Consider the following 19,176-nt stretch of genomic DNA (forward strand, 5'->3'; position numbering starts at 1 on the left):
CCCGGTTACATTCCGAACCCGGAAGCTAAGACTCTCAGCGCCGATGGTACTGCAGGGGGGACCCTGTGGGAGAGTAGGTCACCGCCGGACTTCTTCATATGCCGGGGTTGGTTGTTGAGTGAGCAGAGATGCTCCTCGATGACCAACCCCGGCTTTTTTGTACCCAAAAACTCAGCCAACGAATGCTGCCTGCCCCGACCAATTGTCGCTGGCTGTGGCTTTCTGACGCAGTCTTTAGCCTCCCAGTGAGCCGCGGCGGCTACAAGCGGCCGGAAGCCTTCAACTCGATGTAGTGGTCAGCAATAGCCGGCGGCAACGCCGTGGGCGTCCCCGTCACTGTCTCGCCACCAAGCCGACGAACCGTCTGGCGCACCCGCTCCTGGTCCAGGAGGGCACGCTCCGCGGCAGATGCCGCGTACGTCTGCTCGCGCGTATCCCTCCGCACGGACACCTCGTGGACGTCCGGGTTGAGCACCGAGCCAAGCACAACAACGTGCTTGCTCGTCAGCTGAGGAAGAGCCGAGATGACCGGCTCAAGGGTGCCGGCGGTCTCCAAGGTCGACAAGATGACGACAAGCGAACGATGGGTGGTCACTCCACGGACGAGGCCGGGGATCGCGCGCCAATCCGTCGCGATGAGCTCGGGCTCCACGTCGGCGAGGGACTCCACCATCCGGCTCAGCAGTTCAGCTCCGGAGACTCCCTGGATGCGCGCGCGTACGCGGCGATCCCAAGCCACCACATCAACACGGTCACCAGCGCGCGTCGCGAGGGCCGCCAGCAGCAGTGCAGACTCGATCGCGGTATCCAGCCGGCTCTCGTCCGCGACGCGCGCTGCGGAGGTCCGCCCGGTGTCGATGACGATGACCACACGGCGATCGCGCTCCGGCCGCCAGGTCCGCACGACCAGGTCCTGACGGCGCGCAGTGGCACGCCAGTCGATGGAACGGACGTCGTCACCGCGGACATACTCCCGCAGCGAATCGAATTCGGTGCCCTGACCGCGGACCATGAGCCGAGTCGCGCCGTCCAGCTCCCGGAGGCGCGCAAGCCGAGACGGGAGGTGCTTCCGTGAATTGAACGGAGGCAGGACCCGCAGGACGCCCCTGTTCGGCAAGCTCACCTGGCGCGCGGCGAGGCCCATGGGCCCCCAACTGCGCAGCGTCACCAATTCAGCGCGACGCTCACCCCGACGGGACGGTTGGAGCGGGAACTCAGCGAGGCGTCGCTCGCCCGGCGACACGTCCAGCTTCGCGCGCAGCTGCGTCCCACCGGCCGTCGGCTCCCAGCCGTCGCGCGCCTCCAGGCGGAGGGTGCGCGAACCCTGGTTGGTGATGGCGACCCGGCTCACTGCATCCTCGCCCAGCCGAACCCGAGCAGGCAGATCGCGCTCGAGAGATACCTCGCGGGGCGCGCCCGCGAGCAGCACATCCGCGATGGAGGCGAGGAGGACAAAGAGGAGCCAGATCGCCAGCGTCAGATACGCCGACTCGGTCGTCTGCCCGAAGAGCACAACGGGTACGGCTCCGACCGCCGTCAGCAGGACAAGACGTCCGCTCACCACCATGTGCTCACGCTTCCCTTCAGAGTGTCGAAATGCAATGCTCCGAGCCTGCTCGAGATCAGATGGGCACCTGGACCTGCGCGAGGACGGAGCGCAGGATCGCGTCTGCCCCGACGCCCTCAAGCTCCGCCTCTGGACGCAACTGCAGGCGATGGCGCAGGACCGGGAGGGCCATGGCCTGAACGTGGTCGGGCGTCACCGCCTGGTATCCGCTCAGGTACGCAAAGGCCTTGCTCGCGGACATGAGCGCAGTAGCCCCGCGAGGGGAGACGCCCATCCGCACGGACGGCGACTGCCTCGTGGCCCTCGCGATGTCGACGATGTACGCGAGAACGTCAGCCCTGACGTCGACGGCGGCGGCCTGAGCTTGAGCCTGACGGAGTTCCTCCGCCGAGAGCGCGCTGCGCACGCCTGCCGCCCGGAGGTCTCGCGGCGAGAAGCCCGCCGCGTGCCGGCGCAGCACCTCGAACTCCGCGTCACGCGAGGGGAGGTCCAGCACCAGTTTGATGAGGAAGCGGTCGAGCTGCGCTTCCGGGAGCGTGTAAGTGCCCTCGTACTCGATCGGGTTCATCGTGGCCGCAACCAGGAAGGGGGCCGGGAGCGCCCTTGTCACGCCATCGGCGGAGACCTGGCGTTCCTCCATTGCCTCGAGCAGCGCGGATTGGGTCTTCGGGGGTGTGCGGTTGATCTCATCCGCGAGCAGGATGTTCGTGAACACCGGGCCCTCACGGAACTCGAACTCGCCAGCAGCGGAGTCGTAGACGAGCGAGCCCGTGATGTCACCCGGCATGAGGTCGGGGGTGAACTGAACGCGCTTCGTGTCGAGGGACAGCGTCTCACTGAGCGCACGCACGAGGAGCGTCTTGCCGACTCCCGGTACACCCTCGAGCAGGGCGTGACCGCCGGCGAGCAACGCGACAAGCAGACCGTCGACGGCCCGTTCCTGGCCGACCACCGCCTTCGCGACCTCGCCTCGGACTCGCTGCAGGGCTTCACGGACATCGGTGCTCATACGGGGTCTCCGGACTTCTCGGCTGGTGCGCTCGGGTCGGTTGCGCTCGGGTCGGTCGTGCTCTGGTCGGGGGCGTTCGAGGCAGGGGAGGATGTTCGAACACCGCTCGGGTCTGCCGCTGCCGCGACTGCTCGCTCGAGCGTCAGCAGCGCCTGGCTCAGGTTGAGCAGCTCGGCCTCACTGCCCGGCACGGCATCGAGCAGGGTCCAAGACACAGCGGCCCGGTTGGCGCCGAGAATCGCGGCGCTCGAGGTGATGATCTCCTGCACGTGGCTGGCGCGCGCCAATCCGAGAGACTTCGCGAGTCGCGTCGTTGTTCCGACCCTGAGGTTGTCGATGGCGCGCAGTCGCGCGCGCTGCTGCGCGTAGAGCCGACCCCGCCCATGCATCGTTTCGGACGCCTCGACGAGCACCGGGAGGCGCTCTTCGACGAGGGGACCGAAGCGGCGCCCGCGCCACACCATGACGCCAAGCAGCGTCGCAAGCGCGATGAGAATCGTCGGTGTCAGCCAAGGTGGAACGAAGGAGTCGAGGGAGGGCTCAACGCCGAATGCGGCTTCGGCGTCAGCGGCGCCGGGTACATACCAGACGAGCGATTCGGTCTGGCCGAGCACGGCAAGCCCCATGGCGGCGTTGGCGACACTCAGCACTTCGCCATTGCTCAGGTTGTCCGTCGCGCCGAGCGCGGCGAGTTCCGTCCCGGAGGGGAGGGTCGTCTCGACGTAGGCGAAGCGCTCCGATTCCGGGTAGCAGGCACTGCCGACAGTGGCTGCTTCGTCGTCGAGCTGGTAGAGCCGCGCTCCCCGCTGCGAGATCTGCGGGGCGATCTCTCCGAGCGGCAAGGTGCAGTCGGGGCCAGCATCGACGGCGTCGTCCTCCTCGCCGACCGCTCCGAGCCCGCCGAGAGTGATCGACCCGCCCAACGCCTCCAGAAGTCCCCTGCCCGGAGCGATCAAGAGAATGCGATCCGCGTCGAGCTCTGAGATACGGGCCGCGAGATCGTCGACGGCGATGCCGTCCCGGTCGTGGACAACAAGCGTGGTCTCGCCGCCAGCGTCCTCGAGCTGGGATCGCGCCTCGTCTGCGGTGGTCGCCGTGCTGGTCTGCACGCCCTGATCGCCGAGAACGGTAAAGATCGCCTTCGCGCCGTTCGGGCGAGCGGAGTCGACCTCCAGGTACGGCGAGTTCGCGTTGGCGACTCCTCCGGCGATGAGTGCGCTCGACACGGCGACGACTACCGCCCCCGCCGCGATGAGCAGCCAGGGGCGCGCGCGTCTGACTCGCTCGGAGAAAGTGGGGGTGGCACCCTGGACCTCGGTCACGACAGGCGTCCAGCCAACGGGGTCAGCGCGCTGGGCTTCGTCGCCTCGAGAGCCGAGTCGAGGCTACGCAGGTGCTGCCAATCATCCTCTGACGCACCGAGGCCGAGGTAGCGCGCCGCGTTAAAGGAGCTGGCGGCGCGATGCAGTCCGTGCGCGTGTGCGGGAAAGGCCGCTATCGTCGCGTCGGCGACAGTCGTCGCTGTCATGCCGGGGCTCAGCGCGATGACCGTTCGGTTGTTCACGGCTCGCGCCAGCGCTCGGAACTGCTCGATGACCGCAGTCTCGAAGTCCTCGCGCGCCGCCGCCGCAGCAGCAGAAGCTCGCAGCTCCTGCGCCGATCGGTTGTCACCGTCGAAGAGGTCAGGCGGAATCGTCGTACTGCGCCTGGCCCGCTGGACGAGGATCGGCCGGCCGACGAGCAGAGCGATGACACCGAGAACGACGATGGCACCGATGATGAGGGCGATCGGCGAGAAGCCGCCCGGAACACCTTCGATGGGCTGCAAGATGTCGTTCACCCAGTTCCAGAAGTCTTCGATCCAGATGTCGAGCCAAGTCGGTGAGGCCTGCGTGTACTCGCTCTTCGAGAGCTCGCGCTGGAGGAGCTCGCGCGCCGAATCCTCGTCGATGTCGAGCGGAGGCTCTGCGGAGCCGGCCCAGAGGCCAAGCAGCATCAGCGCACGTATCCCGGCGCCGCCATGGGCTGCAGCTGCTGTTCCCGCTGGACATCGAAGTGAGCGTCGGTGATCTCAGCTCCGGCGGCAGACTGCTCCGCGTACCGCTGCAGAGTGACACCCAGCCCCTCCTTGCGCATCCGCAGGTCGAAGTAGAGGATCGTCGCGTTTCCGCTCGTCAGCACAAGCACGATCGCCCCGAGCAGTACCTGGAGGGCGGACGTGACCAGCAAGATGACGGAGAACGCCACGATGGTGCCTGCGTCGGGTTCCGACGCCTGCCCGCTGGCCAGCGGCGTGAGGAGCACCTGCCCCATGCTGACCGCCAACTGAGCGACTGTCGAGACCGCCCCTGTCGCGAAGTTCAGGATCACCTGGACGACGACCACAACACCGAGGACTCGCCAGAAGTTCCCGTGGGAAAGGCCCCAGCTGCGACGGATCGCGGCGATCGGACCGAGCCCCTCGAGGACGATGGCACTCGGAGCGAACATGATTTTGATACCGACCCACACCATGAGCACAACCGTCGCACCGCCGAGCAGCAGCGTGAAGATGACGCCGAGGCCGATGGAGCCAGCGATCGTTGCTTCGTCGCCACCAGAGCCAGCGAGGACGACGAACATGATGAAGGGGATGAGCAGCCAGCCCACGGCGATGAGCAAGAGAGAGCCGACGCCGACGATCACGGCGTAGCCGATCAGGCGCCAGATGCCCCGCCATCCTGCACGCCAGGCCTCTTTGAAGCCGAGCTTCTCGCCGATGGCGCCACGTGCCACGACTCGCACAAGAATGCCCTGCAGCAGAGCTGAGCCGATGCCCGCGAGGGCCAGGCCGAAGAGCGCGGCGAGCGAGGTGAGCGTGATCGAGGAGATCAGCATCGGTGCGATGTCCTCTTGGCTTCCCGCGAACGGGATGCGCGTGAACATGAGCAAGCCGACGACGACGGGGAGCAGGCTCGCGAACAGCGTCGTGACGCCCATGACGATCACGGCGCTGCCCAACGTGGTCTTGGGTGAAGTCCGGAACAAACGGAAGGTGGCCGCGAGGGCATCGCCGAAAGCGAGTGGGCGAAGCGGGAACAGGCCGGGCGCTGGCGCCGGCATCCATTGCCCACCCGGTTGCTGACCGTAACCGGGTTCTTGCGGCGGGCCATACTGCCAGCCACCGGAGCCGGGTGCGCCGTACTGTGGCGGCTGCTGAGCCGGCCACTGCCCTCCCGCTGGCCACTGCCCTCCCGCTGGCCACTGCCCTCCTGGAGGTGCGGCGCCTGGTGCCTGCCCGCTGGGGGTCTGCGCTCCGGGGCTCGGCGGATACGCGTGGTTGGGCTCTGGTGCGTGCTCGTATGGGCCATGCGTCACCGCTCCATCGTGGCACACTGCTCGGCGCGCACTCTGGGTTGAGCCTCTGAGGCGACTATGCCCGCTACGCTGAAGGAACCGCTCGGTCTCGTGCGGGTTCTGGAACAGGGAGGGTTCTGTGGGCGAACGCATCCTCGTGGTCGATGACGACCTCGCGCTCTCGGAGATGATCGGCATCGTTCTCAGGGCCGAGGGGTACGAACCCGAGTTCTGTGGCGACGGCGCCGCTGCCCTTGGCGAGTTCCGACGGGTGAAACCGGAGCTTGTGCTCCTCGACGTCATGCTGCCAGGCCTCGACGGCATCCAGATCTGCCACCTGCTGCGTGCCGAGTCCGGCACGCCCATCATCATGCTCACCGCGAAGTCGGACACGACTGACGTGGTTCGGGGTCTCGAGGCGGGTGCCGACGACTACATCGTCAAACCCTTCAACCCGAAGGAGCTTGTCGCCCGCATCAAGACTCGCCTGCGCGCGAGCCAGCCTGAAGTGCAGAGCATCATCCGCGTCGGCGACCTCACACTGAACGTCAACGCGCATGAGGTGCTGCGCGGTGAAGAGCAGATCAACCTCACTCCCCTCGAGTTCGACCTGCTCCTCACTCTCGCGGCGAAGCCGCAGAAGGTGTTCACACGCGAAGAGCTGCTCGAGCAGGTCTGGGGCTACCAGTACAAGGCGGATACACGACTCGTGAACGTGCACGTCCAGCGCCTCCGAGCAAAGGTCGAGCACGATCCGGACCACCCGAAGATCGTGGCGACGGTTCGAGGCGTGGGCTACCGCGCTGGGAACACGACCGCGTTCTCCTGACGTGAGCGCAGTCAGTCCGCGCGCGACGAGCTCTTCTTCTCGGCCTTCCGACGTCGATACCGACGGCATCCGCGTCCCATACAGGTGGCGCTCCGCCCGCGGTGTCTGGCGCAACCTCGTTTTCCTCTGGCGCACGTCGCTGCCGTTCCGGACGATCGCGCTCTCGGTCGCCCTGACGACCGCGACGGTGCTGTCCGTTGGGTTCGTGATGTCGAACTCCATCGCGAGCGACCTGTTCAACTCGAGGCTCCGACCTCTCGTGTCGGAGACCGAGCGTGCCGTGACCGCCGCGCAGACCGTATTCGCCTCTGGCGAAGAGACGGACAGCGCCGCTCTTGAGACGCTGCAGACGCTCGCGGTTGATGCCGCGCAGGACTCGGCCGCGAACAGCTACGGCGTGATCTTCATGCAGAGCGCTTCGACGGCCGGGCAGCAGTCGAACGAGCTGCGGGCCCTCGCGAAGGGGCCCGTCTCCGCGGACCTGGTCTCGACGGAATTGCGTGCCGCCGTGAGCGCCGGGGTCGACACCACTGCGACCGGCACGACGTCGGCGTCCCCGCAGACGCACTACCAGTCGATCGCGCTCGTGGACGAGCTCGGTAACGAGGTGCCCGGCATCGTGATCGGCTCCACCGTGACGGTGCAGAGCCTGGGCCAGTACGAGATGTACTTCGTCTACTCGATGGAGGAGACGCAGCAGACCCTTGATTTCGTTCAGCGCACCCTGGTCGTCGCGATGTTCGTGCTCGTTCTCCTCGTCGCCGTCATCACCGGCTTCGTCATGCGGGCCGTGATCCAGCCGATCCGCGAGGCGGCGAAGACCAGCAGGCGCCTGGCCGCGGGGCACCTCGAGCAGCGCGTTCCGGAGTCGGGCGAAGACGATATCGCGACGCTTGCGAGATCGTTCAACGAGATGGCCGACAGCCTCCAGGATCAGATCGAGCGCCTCGCGAACCTGTCCCAGGTTCAGCAGCGCTTCGTCTCGGACGTCTCGCACGAGCTGCGCACCCCGCTCACGACCATCCGTCTCGCGGGTGGGATGCTCTTCGACCGCCGCGACGACTTCGACACGGTGACTGCTCGATCGGTCGAGCTCCTGCACGACCAGATCGAGCGCTTCGAGATCCTCCTCGCGGACCTGCTCGAGATCTCGCGTTACGACGCTGGAGCGGTGGAGATCCTGCGCGAGTCGAACAGCCTCGCCACGGTCGCCGACGATGTCATCGGGGCCATGACTCCGGTCGCCCTCGACCACAGCACGCGCCTCGTTCTGAACGCGCCGGGCGGCTACGGGGAGTCGGAGTTCGATGCACGCCGGATCAATCGCGTCGTCAGAAACCTCCTCGGCAACGCCATCGAGCACGGCGAGGCGAAGCCCATCGTCGTCTCGGTCGACTCGAACGAATCGGCGGTTGCCCTGTCAGTGCGTGACTACGGCATCGGGATGACGGAGGCCGAGCGCACCAGGGTGTTCGATCGCTTCTGGCGCGCCGACCCTTCCCGCAAGCGCACGATGGGTGGGTCCGGGCTCGGGCTCGCTATCTCTCTCGAAGACGTCCGCCTCCACGAGGGGCGGCTGGAAGTGTGGTCGGAGCCAGGCAAGGGAACGAACTTCAGGCTCACCCTGCCGAGGTTCGTCGGCGGGAAGATCATGGGCTCCCCACTCCCGCTCGAACCTGGGGATGCCGGTGCCGCCACCATCATGATCGACCAGGAAGACGTCTCCTCTGAAGCGTTTACGGACGAGGACGTGGACACCCAGCCGATCGAACTGCCCGACCTCGTCGGCATGCGCTCCTCGAACGCGGAGCCGCTCGTCTCCTCGGCCCCCACGAACTCCATGGACGTCATCGAGAACGTGGACCTGGACGAGCCGGCTCAGGTGCCAGCGCCCTGGGACGACGCTGAAGCCGTCGTCGTGACGAGTTCGGCCCCCGAGTCTGTTCCGTCGCTTCCCAGCGGGGAGCAGGACGATGCGGTGGGCACTAACGACACCGACGAGAGCCGCGAACCGAACGAGGAGGACGCGAAGTGACACGAGCAGCGAACCTGCGCAGCGCGCCACGGGCCGTCGGCGCTGCGATCGTGATCCTCGCCATGCTCGTGCTGGTCGGTTGCGCGCGCATCCCCACATCCGGACAGGTCCTCGCTGGTGAGTCCGAGCAGCAGGAGAGCGACCAGTCGTACAGCTTCTTCCCGGACGCGCCGCGAGCGGGGATGAGTCGAGAGGAGATCGTCGAGGGCTTCCTCGACGCGGGAACGGGCACGCAGAACGACTACGAGGTCGCTCGTGAGTACCTGTCGGACTCGTTCAGGCAGGAGTGGGACCCGAACGCGCGCATTCTCATCACAGCGTCTGTGCCCGACGTCGTGGACGCGGGATCTGATCGCATCGAGGCCAGCTACAAGTCATCGGCGACGGTCGACGCCGACGGCCTCTACAGCGAGCTCGGGGGAGGAACGACCGAGCGTCTCGAGTTCTCGCTCGCCCAGGATGCGGAGGGGGAGTGGAGGATCACCGAAGCCCCACCGGGCATCGTGCTGCTTAGCCAGAATTTCCGCAGCCTCTTCAAGAGCTACACCCTCTACTTCTACAACGACACGCTTTCGCGACTCGTCCCTGACGTGCGCTGGTTCGATGCGCAGCAGACCGCGATGACCAGAATCGCCAGAGCCCTGGTCAACGGGCCAGCACCGTGGCTCGCCGAGGGCAAGGTCGTCAGCGCGATCCCCTCGGGGGTATCGCTGCTCGGAGCTGTGACGGTCGAGGGTGACGTGGCCGACGTCGATTTCTCCTCAAGCCTCTCCTCGACCTCCCCGGACCAGTACTCACGGATGCTCCTGCAGCTCACGGAGAGCTTCGGCGACTTCGAATCGATCACGAGCGTCACGATGTCCATCACGGGCGTACCGATCGACCAGGAGCTCCCGCCCGACTCCGACGTTGTGGTCAACCGACAGGTGACCAGCACACCGCTCGTTTACAAGGGCGGTGAGCTCGGTTTCCTGAGCGGCAGCAATGTGACGGCGTCAGACGAGACTGCTGCCCTGCAGGGCGCGATCGCCTCGCTCGGCCCGCAGCGGGGCGCGTACTCGGCCGACGGCGACGTCGCATCCTTCGTGACGCCGAACGGCGTCTTCACGACACCCATCAAGGAGCCAGCGCCACTGCTCGTCGACGCTCGGCCCGGTCCCCTGGCGATGAGCCTCGACAGCTGGGGCTACACGTGGACAGGCGGGACCGACGGCTCGGGCCTCCGCGCCACGGACGTCGAGGATCGTCAGCACAGCTGGCTCGTCCCGGACGAGCCTGTCGGCGCAACGGGGTACAGGGCCATCGCGGTTTCCCGCGACGGAGCCAGGCTCGCTGTGCTGGAGAACACGTCCGTCGGCGTGCGCATCGCCGTCATGGCGATCGAACGCGAGCTGGGTACCAACCGGCCCATAGCACTCGGCACTCCGCTCATCCTGGCTCCTGGGGGGATCTCGCCCATTGACCTGGCATGGGTCGATGAGACGTCTCTTGCGGTGCTCGCCACGGGCAGCGACGGGCCCTCCGAGATTCGCACGCAGACGGTCGGCGGGTCGGTCAGCGTCAACGGCGCGGTGAAGGACGGCCAGCAGATCACGGGCAGCAACACGCCAGCTGGGCTGCGGGTGCTCGACAAGGACCACAATATCTACGTGCCGAAGGGCAACAGGTGGCAGCAGTCAGAGGCCGTCGTCGACTTCATCCTGACCCAGGTGTGACGGGCACAGTTCTTGCTCTTCTCCACAGGCTGACCTGACACCCGTATCCCGGGTGCGAGCCGGGCCATTCTTGCTGGATGCCACCACCGCGATGGATGTTGCCGCGCTCGACACTGACCGAGCACGTGCGTGGGCGACTTCGGAACCTGCGCGAGGCCGCGCTTGACGCGCTCGCGGTGGTGCTGCCGGTCACCTGCGCGTCGTGCGGCGACGTCGACCGGGCGCTGTGCCGAAGCTGCGCAGAGCACCTCGCCCGCATCGCCCTGGTGCGAGAGTGCGGGGTGCGTATCAGCTCCGCCGACGGCCGCCGGATTCTGGTCTTCGCCGCCTCGGACTACGTCGGGCCGACCAAGGCGCTCGTCGCCGCGCTCAAGGAACGTGGGCGAGCGGATGCGGCACGCCCGCTCGCCGTGCTCCTGCGGAAGGCAGTTGGCGCACTGGCCGAGGCCGAGACGGCGGCCGCCGACGCGTTCGACGGTAGCCAGGCTCCCGCCTGGGTCGCCGTGCTCGCCCCGTCTTCAGCGAAATCGCTTCGCAACCGTGGCTACTCGCACCTCGCGCTGCTCTGGGGACTCGCGATGCCGGGAGTGCGCAACGCGAGGGGCCTGCGGGTCATCCGACGAGTCGAGGACCAGGCGGGACTCACCGTAGCCGCGCGTGCAGAGAACCTCCACGACGCCTACCGCTCGGAGCCAGGACTCGAGGGCGTGCGGGTAGTTCTCGTGGACGACGTCGTCACGAGCGGTGCCACGCTCCGCGAGTCAGTCCGTGCGCTCGAAGCCGTCGGTGCCGTTGTCGTCGGCTGCGTTGTCATCGCCGAGGCCGTGCGCAGAAACCCGCAGAGTCGAGGGGTGGAACTCGACACGCGCGGAGAGTAGGGCATGCCTGCGAAATCGCAGACAACGGGGAGTGAATTGGGGTCTACGATTGCCGCACAGCATCACGAGGCAGTGACACTTCGGCCTCGTGCAGAACGACAGGAGAGTGACATGGAAATCACGATCACCGGTCGCAACACCGAGATCCCGGACCGCTTCCGCGAATACGCCACAGAGAAGGCGCTCGCGAAGGTCTCGCTTCTCGATGGCAGGACGCAGGCGGCGGAAATCAAGCTGACCAAGCGCACGGATCGGGCAGGGAACCTGCTCGACAAGGGCAAAGTGGAAATCACGCTCTTCGGTCCGGGCCCGGTCATCCGCGCCGAGGCCGAGGCCGGTGACAAGTACGCAGCCTTCGACCTCGCGCTCGACAAGCTCGTCGAGCGTCTCCGTCGCAACAAGGACCGCAAGAAGATCCACCGCGGCCAGCACACGCCCCTTCGCCTGCAGGAGGCTGCCGCAGACAACTTCGCGCAGGTCGACGTCGTTCCCGCTGACACCGACACCATCAGGCTCGTGGAGAACGGCGGAACCGCCTCAGAGATCGCGGCAGAGGAAGAGGTCCTCGAGGAGCTGTACTCACCCGTCGTGATCCGCGAGAAGACGTTCGCGCCCAAGCGCCTCAGCAAGGACGAAGCGGTCGACCACATGGAGCTCCTTGGGCACGACTTCTTCCTCTTCATCGAAAGCGAGTCGCTTCGCCCGAGTGTCGTGTACCGGCGCCGCGGCTGGGACTACGGCGTCATCGCGCTTGACGAGAATGAGGTTCCCGTTTCCTGACCTCCTGGTCACATGCCTCGCCCCGGTCGATGCTTCCAGCATCGCTCGGGGCGAGGTGCGTAGAATCAACCGATACGCACAGCAAGGGCTGTGCTTCGCCGCGCGCTCTCGCGCCATTGCGTTAACCAGTAGGAGCAGACCTTGGCCTCAGTTCTCGAGAAGATTCTCCGCATGGGCGAAGGGCGCACCCTTCGTAAGCTCGAGAGCGTCGCCAAGCAGGTCGGCCGCCTTGAAGAGGCGTTCAAGGAGTACAGCGACGACGAGCTTCGCGACATCACGGCCTCGTTCCGCGAACGCCATGAGGCGGGAGAGTCGCTCGACGCGCTCCTGCCTGAAGCATTCGGTGCCGTTCGCGAGGCTGCCGGTCGAGTCCTCGGCCTCCGTCACTACGACGTGCAGCTCATGGGTGGCGCGGCGCTCCACCTCGGCAACATCGCCGAGATGAAGACCGGTGAGGGTAAGACCCTCGTTGCCACACTCCCTGCCTACCTCAATGCCATCGCGGGCAAGGGCGTGCACGTCGTCACGGTCAACGACTTCCTGGCCACCTACCAGTCCGACCTCATGGGCCGCGTGTTCCGCGCCCTCGGCATGACCACCGGCTGCATCGTCTCCGGCCAGTCGCCCGCCGAGCGTCGTGAGCAGTACGCAGCGGACGTCACGTACGGCACGAACAACGAGTTCGGCTTCGACTATCTGCGCGACAACATGGCCTGGCGCTCCGAGGACATGGTGCAGCGCGAGCACTTCTTCGCGATCGTGGACGAGGTCGACTCCATCCTCATCGACGAGGCGCGCACGCCGCTCATCATCTCCGGCCCCGCGCAGGGCGACGCGAATCGCTGGTACTCCGAGTTCGCCTCGATCGTGCGCAAGCTCAAGGAAGGCCGCGACTACGAGGTCGACGAGAAGAAGCGCACGATCGGTGTCCTCGAGCCCGGCATCGACCGTGTTGAAGACGCCCTCGGCATCGACAACCTCTATGAGTCTGCGAACACTCCGCTCATCTCGTTCCTGAACAACGCCATCAAGGCGAAGGCGCTCTTCAAGCGCGACAAGGAATACGTCGTGCAGAACGGCGAAGTCAACATCGTCGACGAGCACACGGGCCGCATCCTCAAGGGCCGCCGCTACAACGAGGGCCTGCACCAGGCCATCGAAGCGAAGGAGGGGGTGCAGATCAAGGCAGAGAACCAGACGATGGCCACGGTCACCCTCCAGAACTACTTCCTCATGTACGACAAGCTCGCCGGCATGACGGGTACGGCTGAGACCGAAGCGGCCGAGTTCATGAGCACCTACAAGCTCGGCGTCGTGCCGATCCGCACGAATCGCCCGATGCAGCGCAAGGACAACCCCGACCTCGTCTACAAGAACGAGAAGGTGAAGTTCGATCAGGTCGTCGAGGACATCGTCGAGCGGCACGAGACCGGACAGCCTGTGCTCGTCGGCACGACAAGCGTCGAGAAGAGCGAGTACCTCTCCAAGCTGCTCGCGAAGCGTGGCATCAAGCACGAAGTGCTCAACGCGAAGAACCACGCGCGAGAAGCCGCCATCGTCGCCCAGGCCGGGCGGAAGAGCGCCGTCACGGTCGCCACCAACATGGCCGGCCGTGGTACCGACATCATGCTCGGCGGCAATGCCGAGTTCCTCGCCGTCGCGGAGATGACCGCCCTCGGACTTGACCCGCAGGATAACGCCGACGAGTACGACGAGAAGTGGCTCGAGGTCTTCGGGTCGATGAAGGAGCAGGTCAAGAGCGAAGCTGACGACGTGGCGGAGGCTGGCGGCCTGTACGTGCTCGGAACTGAGCGCCACGAGTCGCGTCGAATCGACAATCAGCTGCGAGGCCGTTCCGGACGACAGGGCGACCCCGGTGAGAGCCGCTTCTACCTGTCGATGACGGACGACCTCATGCGGCTCTTCAACACGGGCGCCACCCGGGCGATCATGGCCGGCGACGGCACACCGGACGACCTTGCGCTCGAGTCCCGCATCGTCTCGCGCGCCATCCGTTCTGCCCAGTCGCAGGTGGAGTCTCGCAACGCCGAGATCCGCAAGAACGTGCTCAAGTACGACAACGTGCTCAACGAGCAGCGCACGGCGATCTACAGCGACCGCCGTCGCATCCTCGAGGGCGACGACATCGCCGACAAGGTGCAGAACTTCCTGACCGACGCGATCGACGACATCATCCAGGAGCACACGGGCGACGGAACCGGTGATGACTGGGAGTTCGACGCCTTGTGGACCGACCTCAAGCAGCTTTACCCGGTGGGTATCACCGAAGAGGAGCTCTTCGAGGAAGCCGGTGGGCGCAGCAAGCTCACGCGAAAGCTGCTCGAAGAGGAGATCCTCTCGGATGCTCGGCACGCCTACGAGCGCCGCGAGGAGTCCATCGGCGAGGACGCCACCCGCGAGCTCGAGCGTCGTGTCGTGCTGAGCGTGATCGACCGCAAGTGGCGTGACCACCTCTACGAGATGGACAACCTCAAGGATGGCATCGGCCTCCGCGCCATGGCGCAGAGAGACCCGCTCGTGGAATACACGCGCGAGGGGTTCGCGATGTTCCAGCAGATGCTTGGCAGCATCCGCGAAGAGTCCGTCGGCTTCCTGTACAACCTCGAGGTCACCGTCAAGAAAGATGAGACTCCGTCGGCGAGCGACACTCCCGACGTGCAGATCGTCGCAAAGGGGCTCGATGACAAGGAGCAGACCGCTCTGAGCTACTCCGCCGCCACCGACCAGGGCGAGGTCGAGGTGCGCAACGAGCGCGGCCAGCTCAACCAGCGGGCGACGGCCGAAGCCAAGCGCCGGGAGCGCGATCTCGGCACCTCGTCCGCACTCGACCAGGCGCGTGACGAGGCCGGCGAGGAGCCCGCCGCTCCTGCCGCGAGCCCCCGGCAGGCAACGCGCCCTCGTCAGCCGGTCTCGCGGTCTGGCAACCCAGCGAAGCGTCAGGCAGCTGAGCAGTCCGAGCCGTCTGCGAGCAACGCTCCAGCAGCGGGGAGTTCCTTCGGCAAGGGTGGGACGTCCAAGCCGGGCGACCAGCCAGCTGGCAACCGGGCTCAGCGCCGCCGCAAGAAGTAGCGGCCGGCCTCAGCCGGCAAGCCGTCGACGCCGAATGTCGTGATCGCAGCGGGCGCACCACCACGTGGTGCGCCCGCTGCGTCGTGAGCTGGACGATGTTGATCAGAGGACGTGGATGGCTGACGCTCGCCAACGACGGTCGAGGCCCTCGAGGCGCACGGTGACGGCTCTGACCCTCGCGCCGAAGTCGAGGACAACCACTGCATCGACGATGTTCTCGCTTGTGTCCTGCACGCGAAGGGTGAGTTCCACGAAATTCGGGCGTCGTGTCGGTCGCCGCCGCGCTTGTCGCGCGCGTGCCGCGTGCTGGGTGCGAATGAGCAGGTGGCGGAAGACGTCGTCGGTCACCCACCTCGAGAGCTGCTCGATGTCCCGGACCCCGGCGATAACCTCCACGACGCTGCGGGCGAGGTTCGAAATAAGCGGCTTCGGGTCGGGCAGGTCGCTCGCGGCCGTCCGTTCACGAACGAAGAGCGGGTCCGCATCGATGAGTTCGCCGGCGCTCGAATGAGCCGATGATTGAGTTGCATCGACGGCGCGTAGCGCCCTGATGCTGCGCACTGGCAACATGCGGCCCCCCGAATGATCTCAGGCGATTCCCCCCGAACCGTCTGGCGACATGAAACCACGCAGGAACCTCCGCTCGCCAGGTTCGAACTCCCCTGTGGATAACTCCGCCCTCCGAAAACGAGGCCCATACGCTGGCGAGGTGCGGTGGGACGACCTTTTCGACGACCTCGCGAGCGAGTTGCAGGGTGGGCTCGACGCCGAGGCGGCACGACGCGCCGTCGAGGACGAGCGGCTCCGAGTCGGCAGGTTGACCGTGCGAGAGCGACTCATCGCTCTCGCGGAGAGCGGGGATCGTCCCGTATCGCTGCTGATGTCAGACGGTTCCATCGTGGCGGTGAGGCCGAAGTCCTTCGGCAGCGACTGGCTCTCAGCTGAACTGCTCGCAGAATCGGGTCGAGCCCGTGTCTGCATCGTCCCGACCGCCGGTATCGCGTCCCTCGTCCTCGACGAGGAGCAACTCGTCGCGAGCCTGCGTGAGCCGCGGGGGAGCCACCCGGGTGACCTCTCGGGCCGTCTCGGCCTGCCGTTCGCGCTCCGTGACCTCGGACGCCGCCGTCAGCAATGCGAGTTTGTCGTGACGACCGGGACGATCGTCGGCACGATCGACCGGGTTGCACGTGATCACCTGGACGTAGCCGTCCATGAGCGCGGTGTGGCTCGGCGGGCCAAAGACGTCGTCGCCTACCGGATCATTCCGCTTGACGACCTCCGCCTTGTGATCCTCGCTGGCGACTAGGGAGACACGACCTATGTCGTATCTCCATAGAGCAGCGGTGGGACCGGAGCAGCGGTCGGACTAGAGCAGCGGTCGGAGGCGCGGGACGATGTCGTCCTGGTCTGATTCCGAAGTCAGGAAGTCTCCCGAGTCGGCGAACTCACTCTGACGGAGCGCGGCGACACGGCGCTGGTATTCGTACTGATCGTCGATGTACTGCTCGAGCATGGTGCGCTCGACTCGCCACTCACCGACTCCACCGATGCGAATGGCAGGCAGCTCCCCGCTCTGGACGAGTCCCGTTGCGATGTCCATCGTGACGTTGAGGATCTCGCAGACCTCGGAGAGGGTCAGGAAACGGCCGATTGACTGGGGGTCAACGGATGCGTTCATGCCGTCGATTATCGCGCGCGGATCGCGGAAGGGCACGTGCTGTGGATAACTTCTGCGCCTTCTCTCACGTTGCGCCACCATTGCAGGGTCGCCGCGCTTCTGGCGACCGACGATGGGGGAGTGTTGCATGAGCACGATTAAGGGGAGAAAGCCGAGACCGTGGGTGGACCCGAGGCTCTTTCTCGGTGCTCTCCTCGTGGCCGCATCGGTGCTCGGCGTCGTCGGAGTCCTCGTCACGGGCAACCGCATGGAAATCGCCTATGCGGCTTCCTCGACGCTCGCCCCGGGGCAGCTGGTCACCGTCGACGATCTCGTTGCGGTCGAGGTCGCCCTCGGCACGAGCAGAGAGGCCTACCTGGGGGCAGAGACGGCTCCGACTGGCGACTTCATCGTGACGCAGACGGTGCAGGCCGGTGAGCTCGTGCCGCGCTCGGCCATCGGCAACGCGGATTCGAGTCGTTCCTCCGTGATCGTCGAGGTGTCGGGCGGTCTCCCGACGGAGCTCGGGTCCGGTAGCGCCGTCGAGCTCTGGTCAAGCCAGGAGACGGCGCCGGGAACGTACGGTGCGCCGGTCCTCACCTCGGCAAACGCCGTCGTCGCGAAGATCCTGCCACGGGAAGGATCTCTCTCCTCGAGCCAGGCAGATCGCGTGGAGCTGCTCCTGCCGAAGTCCGAGATCCCGGCTCTGCTCGCCGTGATCAACAATGATTCGCGTCTCGCGCTCATCCCCGTCTACCTCGAGAAGGGGCAATAGCGTGTCGCGGATTCTGCTTGCCATTGATTTCGAGATCGAGGCCCGGCTCCTGGAGGGCATCATCGCCGCTGGGCACGACATCGTCGACAGGGTCTCGGGCGGCCTCGCGGCGGCCACTGCGCTCGAGCGCCTCCGGCCGGAGTTCGTCCTGCTGCAGGGCGCGCCAGAGACGCTCACCCCGCGCAGTTTTGCGGCCTGCGCGAGATTCGGTGCCAGGTGCATCGTGGTGATCTCAAGCGACCTGGAACGTCGCAATGCCGAGGCGTTCTCCGTGACGGAGATGGTCGACGCGACTGCGAACTGGAGCGAGATCGAGGAACTGCTCACCTCAGGCGGCGGCGACGTGTCGCGCGACGTTCCGACCGGCCCAATCCCGCAGCAGTCGCTGTCGTTCGCGAGGCCGCCTGCGGAGGGCGTCCTGGCTGCTGAGGGGGCGCTGCCAGAACCGGCTGGGAGAGAGCGCCCGCCTCTCGACGCACCTACCCGGTCCGCCCGCAGGCGAGCGGACCGGGCGCGTAGAGGTGCAGACACGCGGTCTGCTGCGCGATCGAGGTCGCTGCCGGTTCCGCTGCGTCGAACACGCCCGGATGGGCGGGGGATGCTGCTGGCCGTCTGGGGGCCGCACGGCGCGCCGGGTGCATCCACCGTCGCCGCAGCGGTCGCATCCAGCGCTGCCAACGCGGGCCAGCGTGTGCTCCTCATCGACGCGGACACCTTCGGCGGTTCACTCGCCCCGATGCTCGGTATCACCGATGAGGCGCCCGGTTTCGCGGCGGCGTGCCGGCTCGCGGGGGCGGCGCGTCTCACGCTTGGCGAGCTCGAACGCATCTCAGTGTCGCGCTCGTTCGGGAGGGGAGATCTGCGTGTGCTCACGGGAATCGCGAATCCCGCGAGGTGGCCAGAGCTCTCGCGGGACCGGGTGCTCACGGTGCTCGAGAAATGCCGCGAGGTCGCCGACTTCGTTGTCGTGGACGTGGGCTTCAGTCTCGAGAGCGATGACGAGATCGCAAGCGACGCGTTCTCTCCCCGCCGCTCGGCCGCGACGTTGGCTACCCTCACCGTGGCCGACAGGGTGCTCGCCGTCGCGGACGGCCAGGCCGTCGGCCTGCAGCGATTCCTTCGGGCTCGTGCGAACCTGGTCGAGGTCGTCGGGGAGACGCCGACGGATGTGATCGTGAATCGTGTCCGAGCAGACGCGGTCGGTCTCGGCGCGGCCGGCCAGATCAAGCACGTGCTCTCGCGATTCGCGGGGATCGAGGCGAGCGCGTTCATCCCGCTCGACCAGGCGGCCTGCGATCGGGCCCTGCTGGCGGGCGAGCCGGTGACCTACGCGAGCCCGCGCTCGGTGTTCGCCCGGGCGATCGGTGCCTATGTGTCGGACACCCTGCTGACAGCGACTTCAACGGCAGGGGCGCAGGAAAGCACGCAGCAGAAGAATCCTGGAAGTGCCGTATTTCGCCGCTTCTGGCGCGGTCTTGGCGAACTGCAAGCTCAGAACTCCTAAG

Annotated in this window: 16 protein-coding genes and 1 rRNA gene; 10 read left to right on the forward strand and 7 right to left on the reverse strand. The window is 66.6% G+C overall.

The genetic code is table 11. From position 1 onward, the window contains the following. Positions 1–90, forward strand: a 5S ribosomal RNA gene (gene rrf / locus C5B85_RS04195); the annotation flags it as partial. Between the two features lie 169 nt (positions 91–259). On the opposite strand, the gene C5B85_RS04200 is transcribed toward rrf, so the two are convergent. From C5B85_RS04200 to C5B85_RS04220, 5 genes are read right to left on the reverse strand one after another with little or no spacing between them, the layout of a single operon-like run. Then, positions 260–1,567 (reverse strand): DUF58 domain-containing protein, encoded by a 1,308-nt coding sequence (locus tag C5B85_RS04200; protein WP_104284811.1) that lies wholly within the window; start codon positions 1,565–1,567, stop codon positions 260–262. 55 nt (positions 1,568–1,622) lie between these two features. Continuing rightward, complete coding sequence (locus tag C5B85_RS04205; protein ID WP_104284812.1) at positions 1,623–2,576, reverse strand: MoxR family ATPase; 954 nt, start codon at positions 2,574–2,576, stop codon at positions 1,623–1,625. Beyond that, the gene (locus C5B85_RS04210) at positions 2,573–3,898 is read right to left on the reverse strand and encodes a DUF4350 domain-containing protein (RefSeq protein ID WP_104284813.1); all 1,326 of its coding nucleotides are present in this window, start codon (positions 3,896–3,898) and stop codon (positions 2,573–2,575) included. The genes C5B85_RS04205 and C5B85_RS04210 overlap by 4 nt, the downstream gene beginning before the upstream one ends. Next, on the reverse strand, positions 3,895–4,572 hold the full coding sequence (locus C5B85_RS04215) for a DUF4129 domain-containing protein (protein WP_104284814.1): 678 nt from the start codon (positions 4,570–4,572) through the stop codon (positions 3,895–3,897). Before C5B85_RS04215 ends, C5B85_RS04210 begins: the two co-directional genes overlap by 4 nt. Continuing rightward, positions 4,572–5,933, reverse strand: coding sequence for a hypothetical protein (locus tag C5B85_RS04220; RefSeq protein ID WP_146077838.1), 1,362 nt, complete (start codon positions 5,931–5,933; stop codon positions 4,572–4,574). The genes C5B85_RS04215 and C5B85_RS04220 overlap by 1 nt, the downstream gene beginning before the upstream one ends. A 118-nt stretch (positions 5,934–6,051) precedes the next feature. Here C5B85_RS04220 and mtrA point away from each other — a divergent pair, with 118 nt between their 5' ends. From mtrA to secA, 6 genes are all read left to right on the forward strand, one after another. Next, the gene (mtrA, locus tag C5B85_RS04225) at positions 6,052–6,741 is read left to right on the forward strand and encodes an MtrAB system response regulator MtrA (RefSeq protein WP_104240392.1); all 690 of its coding nucleotides are present in this window, start codon (positions 6,052–6,054) and stop codon (positions 6,739–6,741) included. A gap of 1 nt (position 6,742) precedes the next feature. Next, complete coding sequence (gene mtrB / locus C5B85_RS04230; RefSeq protein ID WP_258070582.1) at positions 6,743–8,776, forward strand: MtrAB system histidine kinase MtrB; 2,034 nt, start codon at positions 6,743–6,745, stop codon at positions 8,774–8,776. Further along, positions 8,773–10,491, forward strand: a complete 1,719-nt coding sequence (locus C5B85_RS04235; protein WP_104284816.1) for an LpqB family beta-propeller domain-containing protein — start codon at positions 8,773–8,775, stop codon at positions 10,489–10,491. Before mtrB ends, C5B85_RS04235 begins: the two co-directional genes overlap by 4 nt. Before the next feature lie 77 nt (positions 10,492–10,568). Continuing rightward, a complete protein-coding gene (locus C5B85_RS04240) occupies positions 10,569–11,369 on the forward strand; it encodes a ComF family protein (protein ID WP_104284817.1) in 801 nt (266 codons plus the stop codon). Positions 11,370–11,480: 111 nt separating this feature from the next. Then, positions 11,481–12,149, forward strand: coding sequence for a ribosome hibernation-promoting factor, HPF/YfiA family (gene hpf, locus C5B85_RS04245; RefSeq protein ID WP_104284818.1), 669 nt, complete (start codon positions 11,481–11,483; stop codon positions 12,147–12,149). A 141-nt stretch (positions 12,150–12,290) separates the two neighbouring features. Further along, complete coding sequence (secA, locus tag C5B85_RS04250) at positions 12,291–15,239, forward strand: preprotein translocase subunit SecA (RefSeq protein ID WP_104284819.1); 2,949 nt, start codon at positions 12,291–12,293, stop codon at positions 15,237–15,239. A gap of 102 nt (positions 15,240–15,341) precedes the next feature. Here the strand turns inward: secA and C5B85_RS04255 are convergent, their stop codons facing one another. Beyond that, positions 15,342–15,800, reverse strand: coding sequence for an Rv3235 family protein (locus tag C5B85_RS04255; RefSeq protein ID WP_146077839.1), 459 nt, complete (start codon positions 15,798–15,800; stop codon positions 15,342–15,344). Positions 15,801–15,948: 148 nt separating this feature from the next. Here C5B85_RS04255 and C5B85_RS04260 point away from each other — a divergent pair, with 148 nt between their 5' ends. Further along, positions 15,949–16,545, forward strand: a complete 597-nt coding sequence (locus tag C5B85_RS04260) for a hypothetical protein (RefSeq protein WP_104284821.1) — start codon at positions 15,949–15,951, stop codon at positions 16,543–16,545. Between the two features lie 60 nt (positions 16,546–16,605). On the opposite strand, the gene C5B85_RS04265 is transcribed toward C5B85_RS04260, so the two are convergent. Then, complete coding sequence (locus C5B85_RS04265; protein ID WP_104285135.1) at positions 16,606–16,917, reverse strand: helix-turn-helix domain-containing protein; 312 nt, start codon at positions 16,915–16,917, stop codon at positions 16,606–16,608. Between the two features lie 127 nt (positions 16,918–17,044). On the opposite strand from C5B85_RS04265, the gene C5B85_RS04270 reads away from it, so the two are divergent. Then, complete coding sequence (locus C5B85_RS04270) at positions 17,045–17,671, forward strand: hypothetical protein (protein ID WP_146077840.1); 627 nt, start codon at positions 17,045–17,047, stop codon at positions 17,669–17,671. A gap of 1 nt (position 17,672) precedes the next feature. After that, complete coding sequence (locus C5B85_RS04275; protein WP_181064273.1) at positions 17,673–19,175, forward strand: septum formation inhibitor-activating ATPase; 1,503 nt, start codon at positions 17,673–17,675, stop codon at positions 19,173–19,175. Position 19,176 lies beyond the last annotated feature (1 nt).

Source organism: Pseudoclavibacter sp. AY1F1, assembly GCF_002931075.1.
Taxonomy (GTDB): domain Bacteria; phylum Actinomycetota; class Actinomycetes; order Actinomycetales; family Microbacteriaceae; genus Pseudoclavibacter.

Coding starts and splice junctions, on each gene's coding strand:
- C5B85_RS04240 (WP_104284817.1), top strand. CDS start 10,569: ATGCCACCACCGCGATGGATGTTGCCGCGCTCGACACTGACCGAGCAC.
- hpf (WP_104284818.1), top strand. CDS start 11,481: ATGGAAATCACGATCACCGGTCGCAACACCGAGATCCCGGACCGCTTC.
- C5B85_RS04265 (WP_104285135.1), bottom strand. CDS start 16,917: ATGAACGCATCCGTTGACCCCCAGTCAATCGGCCGTTTCCTGACCCTC.
- C5B85_RS04205 (WP_104284812.1), bottom strand. CDS start 2,576: ATGAGCACCGATGTCCGTGAAGCCCTGCAGCGAGTCCGAGGCGAGGTC.
- C5B85_RS04200 (WP_104284811.1), bottom strand. CDS start 1,567: ATGGTGGTGAGCGGACGTCTTGTCCTGCTGACGGCGGTCGGAGCCGTA.
- C5B85_RS04270 (WP_146077840.1), top strand. CDS start 17,045: ATGAGCACGATTAAGGGGAGAAAGCCGAGACCGTGGGTGGACCCGAGG.
- C5B85_RS04215 (WP_104284814.1), bottom strand. CDS start 4,572: ATGCTGCTTGGCCTCTGGGCCGGCTCCGCAGAGCCTCCGCTCGACATC.